Consider the following 14,016-nt stretch of genomic DNA (forward strand, 5'->3'; position numbering starts at 1 on the left):
CAAGCGTCGGTTGCCTGAAACCACCCCAGCCCGCATCTACGCCATCATGGCTACGCTACTCGATCCCACCGCGCGCGGGCGCGTCATCCTCGTCGGCGCCGGTCCGGGCGATCCCGGGCTGCTGACGGTGCGCGCCGTGGAGGCGCTGAAGACCGCCGACGTCGTCGTCCATGACGGGCTGATCGACCCGCGCGTGCTCGACCTCGCGCCGGCCACCGCGCAGCGCATCTCGGTAGCGAAACAGCGCGCGCGCCACACCCTGCCGCAGGAATCGATCAATGCGCTGATCGTCGCCCATGTGAAGACCGGCGCGATCGTCGTCCGGCTGAAGGGCGGCGACCCGTTCATCTTCGGCCGCGGCGGCGAGGAGGTCGAGGCGGTGCGTGCCGCCGGCCTGCCGGTCGAGGTGATCCCCGGTGTTTCGGCCGCGCTCGGCTGCGCGGCGGGCGCGATGCTGCCGCTGACGCACCGTGACTGGTCGTCGGCGGTCAGCTTCGTCGCCGGCCAGTGCAAGGGGCTGAGCGAACAGGACTGGTCGGGCCTTGCCGGACAGGGCCGTACGCTGGTGATCTACATGGGCGTGGCGACGGCGGAAGCGATCGCCGACAAGCTGATGGCCGATGGCGTCGCGCCCGACATGCCGGTCGCCGTGCTGGAGCGCGGCACCTATGCCGATGCCCGCGCGCTGCGCACGCTGCTGGCGGACCTGGGTCCGATGGTCGCGCGCGAAGGGGTGCAGAGCCCCGCCGTGATCGTCGTCGGCGAGGTCGTGCAGCTGGCCGATGCGCAGGACAAGCTCGGCAGCTGGGCCATGGCGGCGGGGGCACTGGCATGAAACTTCTGACCGGCAACGACCTCGCCACCGGCGACGTGACGTGGTGGACGGGCAGCGGCTGGTCGCGCCACGTCGAGGACGCGGCGGACGTCGGCGAGGATGGCGAACGCATCGCCCATGGCGAGGAAGCGGCGCAGCGGGTCAACGTCCCCTATGTGATCGACGCGGTCGCAACCCCCGAAGGCCCCCGCCCGGCGCACATCAAGGACCGCATCCGCGCGCTGGGTCCGACGGTCCGCAGCGACCTGACGCTGAAACCCGCCGACCCCGATGCAGGAGCATGGGTAATCTAAATCCTCCCCGGCACGGGGAGGGGGACCGGCCGCAGGCTGGTGGAGGGGGCGTCCCCGTCCACACCGGCAGCGATCGTGGCATACCCCCTCCACCATGCTGCGCATGGTCCCCCTCCCCGCGTGGCGGGGAGGATCTAGGAAGAAGCGATGTACCAGTACGACACCTACGACCAGTCGATCGTCGATGCCCGTGTCGCGGAGTTCCGCGACCAGGTCGAACGCCGCCTGTCGGGCCATCTGACCGAAGACCAGTTCAAGCCGCTGCGGCTGATGAACGGCCTGTATCTCCAGCTGCACGCCTACATGCTGCGGGTCGCCATCCCGTACGGCACGCTGTCGTCGACGCAGATGCGCGTGCTGGCCGATATCGCCCGCACCTATGACCGCGGCTATGGCCACTTCACCACGCGCCAGAACCTCCAGTTCAACTGGATCAGGCTGGCCGACACGCCCGACATCCTCGAAAAGCTGGCCAGGGTCGAGATGCACGCCATCCAGACCAGCGGCAACTGCATCCGCAACATCAGCTCCGACCAGTTCGCCGGTGCCGCCGCCGACGAGCTGACCGACCCGCGCCCCTGGGCCGAACTGCTGCGCCAGTGGAGCACCTTCCACCCCGAATTCAGCTACCTGCCGCGCAAGTTCAAGATCGCCGTCATCGCCGCCGACGAAGACCGTGCGGCGATGCGCCTGCACGACATCGGCCTGCGCATCGTCGAACAGGACGGCGTGGCCGGCGCGCAGGTCTATGTTGGCGGCGGCATGGGCCGCACCCCGATGATCGCGCCGCTGGTCGCCGATTTCGTCGCCCTGCCCGACCTGATGAGCTATCTCGAGGCAGCGTTGCGCGTCTACAACCGCTACGGCCGCCGCGACAATATGTACAAGGCGCGGATCAAGATCCTGATCCACGAAATCGGCGTGGACAGGTACCGCGCCGAGGTCGCCGAGGAATTCGCCCATATCAAGACGCTGGGCATCGACCCGCCACAGGCCGAGTTCGACCGCATCGCCGCCTTCTTCGCCGATCCCGCCTTCGCCGACACCGGCGCCGACGCGCCGGTCGACCGCAGCGACGCCGGCTTTGCGGCATGGCTCGACCAGAACACCCATGCCCACAAGCGGGAAGGCTATACGATCGTCACGATCAGCCTGAAGCCCGCCGGCGGCATCCCGGGCGACGCGTCGGCCGATCAGATCGATGCGATGGCCGACCTCGCCGAAGCGTACAGCTTCGCCGAACTGCGCGTCACCCATGCGCAGAACATCGTCCTGCCGCATGTCCGCTCCGCCGACCTGCGCAGCGTCTACGACCGGCTGGTCGCGATCGGGCTGGCCGAGGCGAATCTCGACCTCATCACCGACATCATCGCCTGCCCCGGCCTCGATTATTGCAGCCTCGCCAACGCCCGCTCGATCCCGCTGGCGCAAAAGATCGCCGATCGCTTCGCCGATCCCGTGCGCCAGCGCGACCTCGGCGAACTCAAGCTCAAGATCAGCGGCTGCATCAACGCTTGCGGCCATCATCACGCCGGCCACATCGGCATCCTCGGCGTCGACCGGAAGGGGACCGAGAATTTCCAGCTGCTGCTCGGCGGGTCGGGCGCGGAGGACGTGTCGCTCGGCAAGATCACCGGCCCCGGCTTTTCGGAGGACGGGGTGGTCGACGCGATCGAGCGCGTCACCGACCGCTATCTCGCCGAACGCGAGCGCGGCGAGCGTTTCGTCGATACCTATCGCCGCATCGGCATGGAACCGTTCAAGGAGGCCATCTATGGCTAAGCGCGACGCCGTCTTCCCGGCCAGCCCGCATACGCTCTACGCCGACCATGGCTATTCGCCCGCAGTCCGTGCCGGCGACCTGCTGTTCGTGTCGGGCCAGGTCGGCGCGCGTGCCGACGGGACGCCCGAACCCGATCTGGCCGACGAGGTCGCGCTGGCCTTTGCCAACCTGCGCGACGTGCTCGCCGGTGCCGGCTGCACCCCGGCCGACGTGATCGACGTGCAACTGTTCACGACCGATCCCAACGCGGTGTTTCCGCTGCTGTTCGCCCATCATCCCGCCTATTGGGGCGAAGGCCCCCTGCCCGCGCTGACTGCGGCGGGCGTGACGTGGCTCGCCGGCTTCCGGTTCGAGATCAAGGTCGTGGCGCGCCTTGCCGGTACGGGAGATGTCGTATGAGCGAGCCGGTACGCCTGCGCGACGACACCGCACATGACGAACCTGCCGTCACCCTCGACGCGTTCCTCGGCCAGTCGAACGCGACCGCCGTCCGGATCGAGGCGGGCGACGACGCGCGTCTGCTGCTGCCGCATATCGACCGGCTGGCGCTGGTGGAGGTCAGCTTTCCCAAGTTCCGCGACGGACGCGGCTATTCGGCCGGCCGCATCCTGCGCGAGGCGGGCTATGCCGGCGAACTGCGGGCCGAGGGCGATGTGCTGGTCGACCAGATTCCGCTGATGCGCCGCTGCGGCTTCGACAGCTTCGCCCCGGCCGCGCCGGTCGATGCCGCCGCGCTCGCCCGCGCGCTCGACCGCTACGACCAGGTCTATCAGGCCGCGGCCGACCCCGCCGTGCCGGTGTGGAAGCTGCGTCATGGCTGATGCCGACCCCGAAATCCGCATCCGCGACCGGATCGCGGTCGGTCCAACTTTTACCCAATCCGACGCCGATGCGCTGAACGATCGCTTCCGCGACGCGACGACGCAGGAGATGCTGACGACCGCGCTGGGTGAGGGATTGCTCGGCCGCGTCGCTGCGGTTTCGTCCTTCGGTGCCGAGTCTGCGGTGTTACTGCACCTGATCGCTACCGCCGATCCGTCGGTGCCGGTGCTGTTCCTCGAAACCGCCAAGCATTTCCCGGAAACGCTCGCCTATCGCGACCTGCTGGTCGAACGCCTCGGCCTCACCGACTTCCGCAACCTGACGCCCGATGCCGATCTGCTGGCGGCGAAGGACGCGACCGGCCTGCGCTGGTCCTACGATCCCGATGGCTGCTGCGACCTGCGCAAGGTCGAACCGCTCGCCCGCGCCATGGCCGGGTTCGATGCGAGCTTCACCGGGCGCAAGGCGTTCCAGTCGGCCACCCGCACCGCCCTGCCCCGCTTCGAGATCGATACCGCGGACACCGCCGGCCGTCTGAAGGTCAATCCGCTCATCACCTGGACCCCGGCGGACATCGACGCCTATTTCGCGCAGCACGACCTGCCGCGCCACCCGCTGGTCGAACAGGGTTTCCCCTCGATCGGCTGCCAGCCCTGCACCAACCGCGTCAAGCCGGGCGAAGACCCGCGCTCGGGGCGCTGGGCGGGCTGGGAAAAGGTCGAATGCGGCATCCATACCCCGCTACCCGACGGCGACCCGAACCTGCCGAGCTTCTGATGGTGCTGGGGGGGGGCGGCTTGCCCCTGCCTGCGTTCCGGCGCAAAGCGGCGCGATGCACCAATCGGCCGTCGCCTATTTCACCAACGGACGCCTGATCCTCGCGCCCGTATCGCGGACCGCATCGGGCGACACGATCGCCACCGATCCCAAATGGTTCGGTAAGTCGGCGAAGAAGGCGGTCGTCGCCCATGCGCTATCGGAGGCATTGAACGCATCGCGAACCGATGTGGCCGATCCGACGGCCGACCAGTGGAAGCGCCAGTTCATTCCGTTCCAGGACGCGGCGGCGGTGAAGAACTTCAAAACCTTCATGCGCGACGCGCTGCGGGTGGATATCGAGCGCACCGGCGACACGGCCACGCTCACCCCGTTCGACAATCTCGGCGTCAAGAACGGGTTCGAAGCGCGCGAGGGCGAAGGACGAACCGTCGCGATCGACGATCTGGAGGCGGCGGCCGGCACGTTGTTGATACTGCTGGGACTACGCCCCGATACCGGCGTGGTCACGGCACCGGTCGCGGACTGACCGCAAAACCGCCATATCCTGAAGTTTGGTCCATCGGCATGGAACCGTCACCCCGGCGAAGGCCGGGGTCTCCATCGGCTCCTGCTGCGCACTACCACCGGAAGATCCCGGCCTTCGCCGGAATGACACCCGTTTCAACAGGGATGGATCAAACTCTGCCGCCAGCGAAGGCCGGGGTCTGATCGGGAAACATCGGCAACGAACGCAACCGCTTCCCAACCGGACCCCGGCCTTCGCCGGGATTCAGCCAAATCATGGGGCTATCGAAGGCCTTCGCACGGTCCTCTCGGTCGCCCCAAACTACGCCCAGGCCTTCGTCCGCACCGCATGGTCGGCCGCGCGTGCGGTCAGCGCCATGAAGGTAAGCGACGGATTGACGCATGATACCGATGCCATCTGCGCGCCATCGGTGACGTACAGGTTCGACGCGTCATGCGCCTGGCTCCAGCCGTTCAGGACCGACTTGCGCGGGTCCATCCCCATGCGCGCGCCACCCATTTCGTGGATCGCGTCGCCGGGCACGTGCTCGCCTTCATAGCTGCGGACGTTTACCAGCCCGGCGGCCTTCAGCATCGCCTCGCCCTGCGTGCGGGCGTCGGCCATCATCTTCAGCTCGTTCTCGCGGAACTTCACGTCGAACCGCATCAACGGCACGCCGAAGCGGTCGACCTTGTTCGCATGCAGCGACACGCGATTGTCGACATAGGGCAGACATTCGCCGAACGCGCCCATCCCGAACTTCCACGGGCCGTAGCGGCGCATGCCGTGCTTCATGTCCTTGCCGAACCCGACCGGCGCGGCCGGTTCGCGCCGCGCGCTGCCCTGATAGCCATAGCCGCGGCGGAAGCCGACACCCTCCTCGCCGTTCAGGTTGCGGAAGCGTGGGACATAGACCCCGCCCGGCCGCCGCCCGAATTCGATCAGGTCGGTCATGCCGGGGATTTCGCCCTCGGCCCCGACGCGGAAGATGTGATCCATGACATAGCGGCCCAGCGTCCCGCTGGTGTCGAAATGGCTGCGACCGCCGCCGGCCATCCGCGAATTCATCAGGATCTGCGTCGACGCCATCGCCGACGCGCACAGGAACACCAGCCCGGCCTGTACCGTCTCCGCCTGCCCCGTCTTCGCGTCGATGAACCGGACCCCGGTCACCTTCTTGCGCGCGGCGTCATATTCGAGGTTGGTGACCACCGCGTCGGACCGCAGCGTCAGCCGACCCGTCGCCCGTGCCGCCGGCAGCGTCACCGCCTGGGTCGAGAAATAGGCACCGAACGAACAGCCATTGCCGCACTGGTTGCGGAACTGGCACTTGCTGCGGTTCTGGTCCGGCTTGTCCTCGGTCATGTTCGACAGGCGGGTGTGGATCAGCTTGCGCCCGGGAAACTGGGTCTCCAGCCGCTGTTTCAGCCACTTCTCCGCGACGTTCATGTCCATCGGCGGCTGGAACTCGCTGTCGGGCAGGTACGGCAGGTTCTCGCGCGATCCTGACACGCCAATATATTTCTCGACATAGCTGTACCACGGCGCGACGTCGTCATAGCCGATCGGCCATTCGCCATCGACGCCCTCGCGCTTGTTCGCCGCGAAGTCGTCCGCGCTCCAGCGGAACGTCCAGCGGCCCCAGATCAGCGACTTGCCCCCGACCGCGCCGGGGCGGATCCAGTAGAATTTGTCGCCCTCGTCGAACGCATAGGGGTTCAGCCGGTCGTCATTGTAGAACGACCGGTTGCTCGGCGCGACATAGCCGTGGCGGGCGATGAAATAGTCGCTGTCCATCAGCGGCTTGGGCATCTGGTTGCGTGCCGGGACCTCGTACGCCGGCTTTCCGTCGTACGGATAGCCCTCGATATGTTCGACCATGCGCCCGCGGTCGAGCATCAGGACGCGCAGGCCCTTTTCGGTCAGTTCCTTCGCGGCGAACCCGCCGCTGACGCCCGATCCGATGACGATCGCGTCGAACCTGTTGGTGGCAGCCATATGTCCCCTCCCAGGGTAATTTTATCAGTAGCGAAGGGCGCGAAGCGTCCGGTAGCTGGTCGTGACGTCGGGCAGATAGGGCGCGGGCGCCTCGTCGTTCTCGACATAGAAATGGCGGACGCCCCGGCTGCCGCGGCGGCGGAACAGCGCGGCGAAATCGGTCTTGCCGGCCCCCACCGCGGTCATGCTGCCATCGGGCCGCATGTCCTTGACGTGATAGGCATAGAGCCGCGGCCCCAGCCGGTCGATCCATGCGCCGACATCCTCGCCGGCATGGCCGACCCAGTACAGGTCGAGCTCGACCTTCACCAGCGCCGGATCGGTCGCCTTGAGCAGCCGTTCGTACAGGCTCACCCCGCCCGGCTTTACCGTGAATTCGAAATCATGGTTGTGATAGGCGAAGCCCAGCCCCGCCTTGCGCAGGTCGGCGGCGAAGCGGTTGATGTTGGGCAGCGCCTGCGTCCAGCCGGCCTCGTTGCGATACTGGTCGGTCATGTACGGCAGGATCACCGTGTCGGCGCCCAGCGTCTTGGCCATCTCGACCTGCCTGGCGAACGACCCCAGCAGCGCGTCGTAGCCGATATGGACCGACGGCGACTTCAGCCCCAGCCGGTCCATCGTCCGCCGCAACAGCCTGTGGTCCATGGCGTCGTATCCGCCGCCGCCATATTCGACCTCGCGATAGCCGATCTTGGCGAGCGACGTCAGCGTGGCGACCGGATCCTTCTGGAACAGTTCGCGCACGGTATAGAGCTGGATGCCGATCGCGCCGATCTGCGCCGCCGATGCCGTACGGGTGGTGGCAAGCGCGGCAAGGCCGCCCGCGCCGATCAGGAGCTTCCTGCGATCGATCATCATGCGCTGTAGACCTTGTTGACCTGGGAATAGGGAAAGGCGCCGTTATATTCGCCCGGCACCGGCAGGTATTCGCGTTCCTGCGTCATGCCGATCTCCGACGTGTAGTAACCGGCGATCACGAGCTGACGGAACGCCTCGAAGAACGGCTTGCCGCCCGCGATCTGCCCGTTCATCGCCAGCGTGAGCAAGGCGTCCTGCTGCGCCGGCGTCGCCTTGGCGGTCGACACGCGGTAGTCCGCCATCGCCTTCGCCTCGATCGCGTCCAGCCCGGCGAGGATCGGCACGCGTTCGGCCGGATAGGACCAGTCGGCCAGCAGCTTTTCGATATAGGCGGGCACCCCGGCGGCGATCGCGCCGGGCGTGTCGGTGGTCGGCAACACCCGTTCGCTCAGGCTCGTCATCGCCGCGCGCTGCACCGCCGTGAACACCGCCGCGCTAGGCGGACCTTCGCTGATGACCGGCACCGGCGTCGTGACCGGTCCCTGCGCACCCGCCGCCCGCGCGAGCGGGGCGTAGAGCGCGGTACCGAACATCGCCGCGACGCCGGCCAGCGCCGTCCTGCGGTCGATCATTTCACATTCTCCTTCAAATCCTGCGCGATCGCCGCCTCGGGCAACGGACGTACCCAGATGTTGCGGAACGACACCGGCGAATCATGGTCCTGCAACTGGATCGGCGCGGCATCGCCATGCGCCGTATACTTCGCGACCTGCCGCCATGCGGTCGTACCCAGCATCGCCTGATGGTTCTGCACCAGCACCCCGTTCAGGAACGCGGTGACATAGGCCGGCCGGACCAGCGACCCGTCGGCGGCGAAGCGCGGCCGTTCGAACACGATGTCATAGCTCTGCCATTCGCCCGGCGCACGCGCCGCGTTCGCCAGCGGCGGCTTGAAGCCATAGACCGCGCCGACCGTGCCGTCGGCATAGGTCGGGTTGCGATAGCCATCGAGGATCTGCACCTCGTAGCGCTGCATGAACCAGATGCCGCTGTTGCCGCGATCCTGCGACGTCTTCGTCGGCGGATTGGGGCTGCGGAACTCCAGATGCAATTGCACGTCGCCGAAGCTCTGCTTCGTCACCAGCGCGTTCTCGCCGCCGGCGCTGGCACGCGACGGCACGGTCATCGCGCCGTCGGTGATCGGCCACGCCTTGCGCTGCGGCGTCCATGCGTTGAGCGAGCGCCCGTCGAACAGCACCACCGCATCGGACGGCGCGCCGCCCGGCTGCTTCGCCGGCGTCACCACTACCGGCGCCGGCCGGTCGGCATCATGCACCCGCCACTGCCCGCCGGGCAGCATCGGCGTGTCCTTGAACCCCGGCTTCTCCTGCGCCGAACCGGATGTTGAGAGCGTTATCAACGTCGCACCGAGTGCGACCATCGTGCGGAGCGTCATCTCGCCTCCCCTGTTTAAGCCTGGTCGATCCGGCGATAGGCGGCGACCAGCGCCTCCTCGCCCGCGCGACCCTTGATCGAATTGCCATGTTCCATGCCGATCACCCCGGCATAGCGCTTGCCGCGCAGCCACTGGACGATCCGGGCATAGTTGATCTCGCCGGTCCCGGGCTCGTTGCGGCCGGGATTGTCACCGAACTGGATATAGCCGACCTCGTCCCAGCAGGTGTCGAGCGTGGGGATCAGGTTCCCCGACTGGATCTGCTCGTGATACAGGTCGGCAAGGATCTTCACCCCCGGACTGTTCGCCCCGCGCGCGACGGCATAGCCCTGCGCGATCGTCTGCATATAGACGCCGGGATGGTTGGTGCGGGTGTTCAGCGGCTCCATCACCATCGCGATCCCATGCGGCGCGACGATCTCGCCCGCGCGGCGCATCACGTCGATCACCCGCGCGGTCTGGATATCCACCGGCACCTTTGGGTCCATGAAGCCGGTGACCACCGTCATCCGCGTCGCCGACAGCCGCCTGGCGACGTCGATCGAGGCGCGGATGTCGGCAAGGAACGCCTCGCGCTCCGCCCCGTCATTGGCACCCAGCAACGGCCGCGACTGCGCCCATTTCGGCATGGAGGCGACGAACACCCCCATCGTCATGCCCCGCTGCTGCAACGCCTTCGCCATCGCGGTCTGTTCGGCGACGCTGCGCAGGGCGGCCTCGTTGTCCTCCCACGCGGTGAAGCCCTGGTCGGCGGCATAGGCGATCTGTTCGATCCGCCCGCCGCGGCTGGCGAAGCTGCCCTCGTGCGGCGCATATTTCAGCGAGAAGCGCGCGGCGTTCGACGGCGGACGCTGTGCCGCGCCGACGCCAACCGCCAGCGTCGCCGCAGCGCCGCCCGCCATCACCGTGCGGCGCGACACCCCGCTCATTTGGCGGACGTCAGATAGGCGATGATCGCCGCACGCTTCGCCGGATCGGGCGTCGCGATCGGCATCCGCGTACCGGGCACCTTCTTGGTCGGGCCGGCCAGATATTCGTCGAGCGTCTTGGCGTCCCAGCGCAGCTTCGACGCCTTCATCGCCGGCGAATAGTTGAAACCGGCGACCGACGCCGCGGGGCGTCCGACCACACCGTTCAGGTTCGGGCCGATGCCGTTGCGCCCGCCCTTGTTGACCGTGTGGCACGCCTTGCACGCGTTGAACGCGGCCGGTGCCGGGGTCTGTGCGGTGGTCGGCGTGGCGGTGGCGAGCAGCGCGACGGTCGCGCTGGCCCCGGCGATGGCGATGCCCATCAACAGCTTCATCGATACTCTCCTGATACGCGCCCCGAAACCGGGGTCCATTTGTCGTCGCCGGCGGCGTTGGCGATCATCGCCTCGATGAACGCCATCGTCCGCAATCCGTCGGCAAGGCCGGGCACGAACCGGTCGTCCCTGCCCTGCAACTGCGCGGCAAATCCCTGATACAGGTTGGCGAACGCCTCGATATAGCCCTCGGGATGGCCCGACGGAGTGCGCAGCAGCGCCTGCGTCGAGGGGCTGAGCCCCGGCCCGCCCGCGCGCACCACCTCGGTCGGCCGGTCGAGCCAGCGCAGCGTCAGCGTGTTCGGCTCCATCTGCGCCCATTCGAGCGTGCCATGCTCGCCCGACACCCGCAGCTTCAGCCCGTTCTCCTCGCCCGCCGCGACCTGACTGGCCTTCAGCGTACCGCGCGCGCCCCCGTCGAAGCGCAGCAACGCGCTGACATCGTCGTCCAGCCGCCGTCCGGGCACATGCACGGTCAAGTCGGCACATACTGATTCGACGCGCACGCCCGCCACATGCTCGGCCAGATGAAAGGCATGGGTGCCGATATCGCCCAGGCAGCCGCCCATCCCGGCCTTTGCCGGATCGGTGCGCCACGCAGCCTGTTTGTTACCTTCGCCATCGATCGGCAGGCTTAGCCACCCTTGCAGATACTCGACCTGAACGACCCGGATTTTTCCCAGATCGCCGCGACTTACCCGGACGCGCGCCTCTTCGATCAGCGGATACCCGCTATAGGTGAATGCCAGCGCGAACTTCGCACCGCCGCGTTCCGCCGCGGCGGCGATCGCCTGCGCCTCGGCCGAATTCATCGCCATCGGCTTTTCGCAGAAGACGTGGATACCCGCCTCCAGCGCGGCGATCGCCATCGGCGCATGGAGGTGGTTGGGCGTCACGATCGCCAGCGCGTCGATCCGCTCGCCCGCGGGCAGCGCGCGCTCGGCAGCGATCAGCGCCTCGATCGTCGGATAGACCCGCGCCGGATCGAGCCCCAGCACCGCGCCGCTGCGATCGTTGCGCGCGCCGTCGCTGCTGAACGTCCCCCCGACCAGCCGCCAGTTACCGTCCAGCGCGGCGGCGTTGCGGTGGATCGCGCCGATGAACGCGCCCTCGCCCCCGCCGGCCATCGCCAGCTTCAACGGTTCGTGGCGCGTGGTCATTGCGCCGACAGCCCCATCAGCTGCCGGATCGCCGCGCGGTCGACGCCGCTCGCCGCGAAATCGTCGAACGGCCGTTCGGTCAGGCGGATCATGTGCGCATCGATGAACGGCGCCCCCTCGGCCGCGCCGTCGGCCGAGTTCTTGAGCGCGCACTCCCATTCCAGCACCGCCCAGCCGTCATAGCCATATTGCGCCATGCGGCTGAACACGCCCGAGAAATCGACCTGCCCGTCACCCAGCGACCGGAACCGCCCGGCCCGATCGACCCAGTTCTGATACCCGCCATAGACGCCCGACCGTCCGGTCGGATTGAACTCGGCGTCCTTGACATGGAAGCACGAAATCCGGTCGTGATAGCGGTCGATGAAATCGAGATAGTCGAGTTGCTGCAACACGTAATGCGACGGATCGAACAGCAGGCGCGCGGCATTGTGCCCCTTCACCGCATCGAGGAACCGCTCCCACGTCGCGCCGTCGTGCAAATCCTCGCCGGCATGGACCTCGAACGCGCAATGCACGCCATGGTCCTCGAACACGTCGAGGATCGGGGTCCAGCGCCGCGCCAGTTCGGCGAACGCTTCCTCGACCAGACCCGCCGGACGCTGCGGCCACGGATAGACGTACGGCCATGCCAGCGCGCCGGAAAAGGTCGCATGCGCCTTCAGCCCCAGCTTCGCGCTGGCCTTCGCCGCCATCTTGACCTGCTCGACCGCCCACAGCTGACGCTCGGCCGGCTTGCCGTGCACTTCCGCCGGCGCGAAGCCGTCGAACAGCGTGTCATAGGCCGGATGGACCGCGACCAGCTGCCCCTGCAAATGGGTCGACAGCTCGGTCACCGCGATGCCGTGGACCGCCAGCTTGCCGGTCAGCTCGTCGCAATAGTCCTGGCTTTCCGACGCGGTCTTCAGGTCGATCAGCCGGCTGTCGCACGGGATCTGCACCCCGATATAGCCGAGACCGGCGGCCCACTCGGCCATGTTCTCCAGCGTGTCGAACGGGGCGGTATCGCCCAGGAACTGCGCCAGGAAGATGCCCGGCCCCTTCATGCCCGTCATGCCACGGTCTCCGTGCGACGATCGTCGCGGAAGGTGAGTTGGAACAGCAATGCGATCGCGGCGGCGGCGATGGCGGGATAGACCCACATGCCCTGCCAGTCGGCGATCGTCGGATTGGCGGGAAGCTGCGCATAGAGCAGCGCACCGATCTGCGAGCCGAGCAGCATGCCGACGCCATAGGTGAACAGCGTCAACATCCCCTGCGCCTGCGCATTGACGCCCTTCGGCGTGGCGATGGTGCCGACATAGATGGCCCCGGCGACAAAGAAGAAGTCGTAGCATACGCCGTGCAGCGCGACGCCCAGATAGACCGCCCACAGCCCCGTGCCGCCGTCACCGATCGCGAACAGCGCATAGCGCAGCGCCCATGCGGCCATGCCGACCAGCAGCAGCGGCTTCACCCCGAAGCGGCGATAGAGCCACGGCATCGAGAACATGAACACCAGTTCGGACATCTGCCCGATCGCCAGCGTGCCGCCGACATTCTCGATCCCCGCCGCGCCGACATAGGGCGAGGCATAGGCGTAGTACATCGCCAGCGGGACCGAGATCAGCGTCGCGCAGGTGATGAAGATCAGGAACGACTTCTGCCGCATCAGCCCGAATGCCTCGACGCAGAACACCTGCGCCAGCACGCTGCCGCCCTGCGGCCGGTCCGCCTCGACCGCCGGCAGCGTGAAGCTGTAGATGCCGAGCGCGATCGACACGACCGCCGCGACGGTGAATATCTGCGGGCTGGCCGACAGCCCGGCCCAGCCGATGATGAGGCCCGACGCGATCCAGCCGATCGTGCCGAACGCGCGGACGAAGGGGAAATTGTCGGTCCGCGTGCCGAAGCTTTTAAGCGCGATCGTGTTCGCCAGACCGACGGTCGGCATGTAGAGGATCATGTAGCCCAGCAGCAGCCACACGAAGGTGCCGCCGCGTTCCGGCGTGATGAGCGAGGGCATCAGGAACAGCAGCACGCCGCCGACCAGATGCAGGATCACCATCAGCATCCGGGGCGCGACATAGCGCGCGGCGACCATGCCCAGCAGCAGCGATCCGACGATCGACGCGATCGGCCCCATCGAGAACGCGTTGCCGATCAGGTTGCCGATGCCGACCGTCTGCATGACGAGGCCCAGCGTGACCTGCCACGCGCCCCAGATGAAAAACTGCATGAACATCAGTGCGCTCAGCCGTGCGGTCATCCCGCCTTCGACCGATGCGCGCGTACGACGCCCAA

At 67.5% G+C, this 14,016-nt stretch carries 16 protein-coding genes; 7 read left to right on the forward strand and 9 right to left on the reverse strand.

What is annotated here, in order from left to right:
• Positions 1-46: 46 nt before the first annotated feature.
• From cobA to QLH51_RS04940, 7 genes are all read left to right on the forward strand, one after another.
• Positions 47-835 (forward strand): uroporphyrinogen-III C-methyltransferase, encoded by a 789-nt coding sequence (gene cobA, locus QLH51_RS04910; protein ID WP_125656411.1) that lies wholly within the window; start codon positions 47-49, stop codon positions 833-835.
• Positions 832-1,128: a DUF2849 domain-containing protein gene (locus QLH51_RS04915; RefSeq protein ID WP_125656408.1), complete on the forward strand. Its 297-nt coding sequence runs from the start codon at positions 832-834 to the stop codon at positions 1,126-1,128. Before cobA ends, QLH51_RS04915 begins: the two co-directional genes overlap by 4 nt.
• A gap of 147 nt (positions 1,129-1,275) precedes the next feature.
• The gene (locus QLH51_RS04920; protein WP_125656405.1) at positions 1,276-2,910 is read left to right on the forward strand and encodes a nitrite/sulfite reductase; all 1,635 of its coding nucleotides are present in this window, start codon (positions 1,276-1,278) and stop codon (positions 2,908-2,910) included.
• Complete coding sequence (locus QLH51_RS04925; protein WP_125656402.1) at positions 2,903-3,310, forward strand: Rid family hydrolase; 408 nt, start codon at positions 2,903-2,905, stop codon at positions 3,308-3,310. The genes QLH51_RS04920 and QLH51_RS04925 overlap by 8 nt, the downstream gene beginning before the upstream one ends.
• Entirely contained in the window at positions 3,307-3,732 is a 426-nt protein-coding gene (locus tag QLH51_RS04930) for a DUF934 domain-containing protein (RefSeq protein WP_125656400.1), read from the forward strand. The genes QLH51_RS04925 and QLH51_RS04930 overlap by 4 nt, the downstream gene beginning before the upstream one ends.
• On the forward strand, positions 3,725-4,510 hold the full coding sequence (locus tag QLH51_RS04935; protein WP_125656397.1) for a phosphoadenylyl-sulfate reductase: 786 nt from the start codon (positions 3,725-3,727) through the stop codon (positions 4,508-4,510). Before QLH51_RS04930 ends, QLH51_RS04935 begins: the two co-directional genes overlap by 8 nt.
• A gap of 55 nt (positions 4,511-4,565) precedes the next feature.
• On the forward strand, positions 4,566-5,039 hold the full coding sequence (locus QLH51_RS04940) for a hypothetical protein (protein WP_125656394.1): 474 nt from the start codon (positions 4,566-4,568) through the stop codon (positions 5,037-5,039).
• A gap of 300 nt (positions 5,040-5,339) precedes the next feature.
• On the opposite strand, the gene QLH51_RS04945 is transcribed toward QLH51_RS04940, so the two are convergent.
• From QLH51_RS04945 to QLH51_RS04985, 9 genes are read right to left on the reverse strand one after another with little or no spacing between them, the layout of a single operon-like run.
• Positions 5,340-7,016, reverse strand: coding sequence for a GMC oxidoreductase (locus QLH51_RS04945; RefSeq protein ID WP_125656391.1), 1,677 nt, complete (start codon positions 7,014-7,016; stop codon positions 5,340-5,342).
• Between the two features lie 24 nt (positions 7,017-7,040).
• Positions 7,041-7,874, reverse strand: a complete 834-nt coding sequence (locus QLH51_RS04950; RefSeq protein ID WP_125656388.1) for a sugar phosphate isomerase/epimerase family protein — start codon at positions 7,872-7,874, stop codon at positions 7,041-7,043.
• Positions 7,871-8,446 (reverse strand): gluconate 2-dehydrogenase subunit 3 family protein, encoded by a 576-nt coding sequence (locus tag QLH51_RS04955; protein WP_125656386.1) that lies wholly within the window; start codon positions 8,444-8,446, stop codon positions 7,871-7,873. Before QLH51_RS04955 ends, QLH51_RS04950 begins: the two co-directional genes overlap by 4 nt.
• Positions 8,443-9,270: a 3-keto-disaccharide hydrolase gene (locus QLH51_RS04960; protein WP_125656383.1), complete on the reverse strand. Its 828-nt coding sequence runs from the start codon at positions 9,268-9,270 to the stop codon at positions 8,443-8,445. Before QLH51_RS04960 ends, QLH51_RS04955 begins: the two co-directional genes overlap by 4 nt.
• A gap of 14 nt (positions 9,271-9,284) precedes the next feature.
• Entirely contained in the window at positions 9,285-10,199 is a 915-nt protein-coding gene (locus QLH51_RS04965; RefSeq protein ID WP_125656380.1) for a hydroxypyruvate isomerase family protein, read from the reverse strand.
• Positions 10,196-10,573, reverse strand: coding sequence for a c-type cytochrome (locus QLH51_RS04970; RefSeq protein ID WP_206428929.1), 378 nt, complete (start codon positions 10,571-10,573; stop codon positions 10,196-10,198). Before QLH51_RS04970 ends, QLH51_RS04965 begins: the two co-directional genes overlap by 4 nt.
• The gene (locus QLH51_RS04975; protein ID WP_206428928.1) at positions 10,570-11,733 is read right to left on the reverse strand and encodes a Gfo/Idh/MocA family protein; all 1,164 of its coding nucleotides are present in this window, start codon (positions 11,731-11,733) and stop codon (positions 10,570-10,572) included. The genes QLH51_RS04970 and QLH51_RS04975 overlap by 4 nt, the downstream gene beginning before the upstream one ends.
• Positions 11,730-12,788, reverse strand: a complete 1,059-nt coding sequence (locus QLH51_RS04980) for a sugar phosphate isomerase/epimerase family protein (protein ID WP_125656378.1) — start codon at positions 12,786-12,788, stop codon at positions 11,730-11,732. Before QLH51_RS04980 ends, QLH51_RS04975 begins: the two co-directional genes overlap by 4 nt.
• Positions 12,785-13,981, reverse strand: a complete 1,197-nt coding sequence (locus QLH51_RS04985; RefSeq protein ID WP_125656375.1) for an MFS transporter — start codon at positions 13,979-13,981, stop codon at positions 12,785-12,787. The genes QLH51_RS04980 and QLH51_RS04985 overlap by 4 nt, the downstream gene beginning before the upstream one ends.
• Positions 13,982-14,016: the final 35 nt, after the last annotated feature.

It is taken from the genome of Sphingomonas sp. 2R-10 (genome assembly GCF_030062225.1).
Classification (GTDB): Bacteria; Pseudomonadota; Alphaproteobacteria; order Sphingomonadales; family Sphingomonadaceae; genus Sphingomonas.

Excerpts from the sequence above, each read along its gene's own strand:
- QLH51_RS04945 (WP_125656391.1), bottom strand. The coding sequence starts at position 7,016 with ATGGCTGCCACCAACAGGTTCGACGCGATCGTCATCGGATCGGGCGTC.
- QLH51_RS04930 (WP_125656400.1), top strand. The coding sequence starts at position 3,307 with ATGAGCGAGCCGGTACGCCTGCGCGACGACACCGCACATGACGAACCT.
- QLH51_RS04970 (WP_206428929.1), bottom strand. The coding sequence starts at position 10,573 with ATGAAGCTGTTGATGGGCATCGCCATCGCCGGGGCCAGCGCGACCGTC.
- QLH51_RS04955 (WP_125656386.1), bottom strand. The coding sequence starts at position 8,446 with ATGATCGACCGCAGGACGGCGCTGGCCGGCGTCGCGGCGATGTTCGGT.
- QLH51_RS04980 (WP_125656378.1), bottom strand. The coding sequence starts at position 12,788 with ATGACGGGCATGAAGGGGCCGGGCATCTTCCTGGCGCAGTTCCTGGGC.
- QLH51_RS04940 (WP_125656394.1), top strand. The coding sequence starts at position 4,566 with ATGCACCAATCGGCCGTCGCCTATTTCACCAACGGACGCCTGATCCTC.
- QLH51_RS04925 (WP_125656402.1), top strand. The coding sequence starts at position 2,903 with ATGGCTAAGCGCGACGCCGTCTTCCCGGCCAGCCCGCATACGCTCTAC.
- QLH51_RS04985 (WP_125656375.1), bottom strand. The coding sequence starts at position 13,981 with ATGACCGCACGGCTGAGCGCACTGATGTTCATGCAGTTTTTCATCTGG.
- QLH51_RS04915 (WP_125656408.1), top strand. The coding sequence starts at position 832 with ATGAAACTTCTGACCGGCAACGACCTCGCCACCGGCGACGTGACGTGG.
- QLH51_RS04935 (WP_125656397.1), top strand. The coding sequence starts at position 3,725 with ATGGCTGATGCCGACCCCGAAATCCGCATCCGCGACCGGATCGCGGTC.
- QLH51_RS04965 (WP_125656380.1), bottom strand. The coding sequence starts at position 10,199 with ATGAGCGGGGTGTCGCGCCGCACGGTGATGGCGGGCGGCGCTGCGGCG.
- QLH51_RS04920 (WP_125656405.1), top strand. The coding sequence starts at position 1,276 with ATGTACCAGTACGACACCTACGACCAGTCGATCGTCGATGCCCGTGTC.
- QLH51_RS04950 (WP_125656388.1), bottom strand. The coding sequence starts at position 7,874 with ATGATGATCGATCGCAGGAAGCTCCTGATCGGCGCGGGCGGCCTTGCC.
- QLH51_RS04960 (WP_125656383.1), bottom strand. The coding sequence starts at position 9,270 with ATGACGCTCCGCACGATGGTCGCACTCGGTGCGACGTTGATAACGCTC.
- cobA (WP_125656411.1), top strand. The coding sequence starts at position 47 with ATGGCTACGCTACTCGATCCCACCGCGCGCGGGCGCGTCATCCTCGTC.
- QLH51_RS04975 (WP_206428928.1), bottom strand. The coding sequence starts at position 11,733 with ATGACCACGCGCCACGAACCGTTGAAGCTGGCGATGGCCGGCGGGGGC.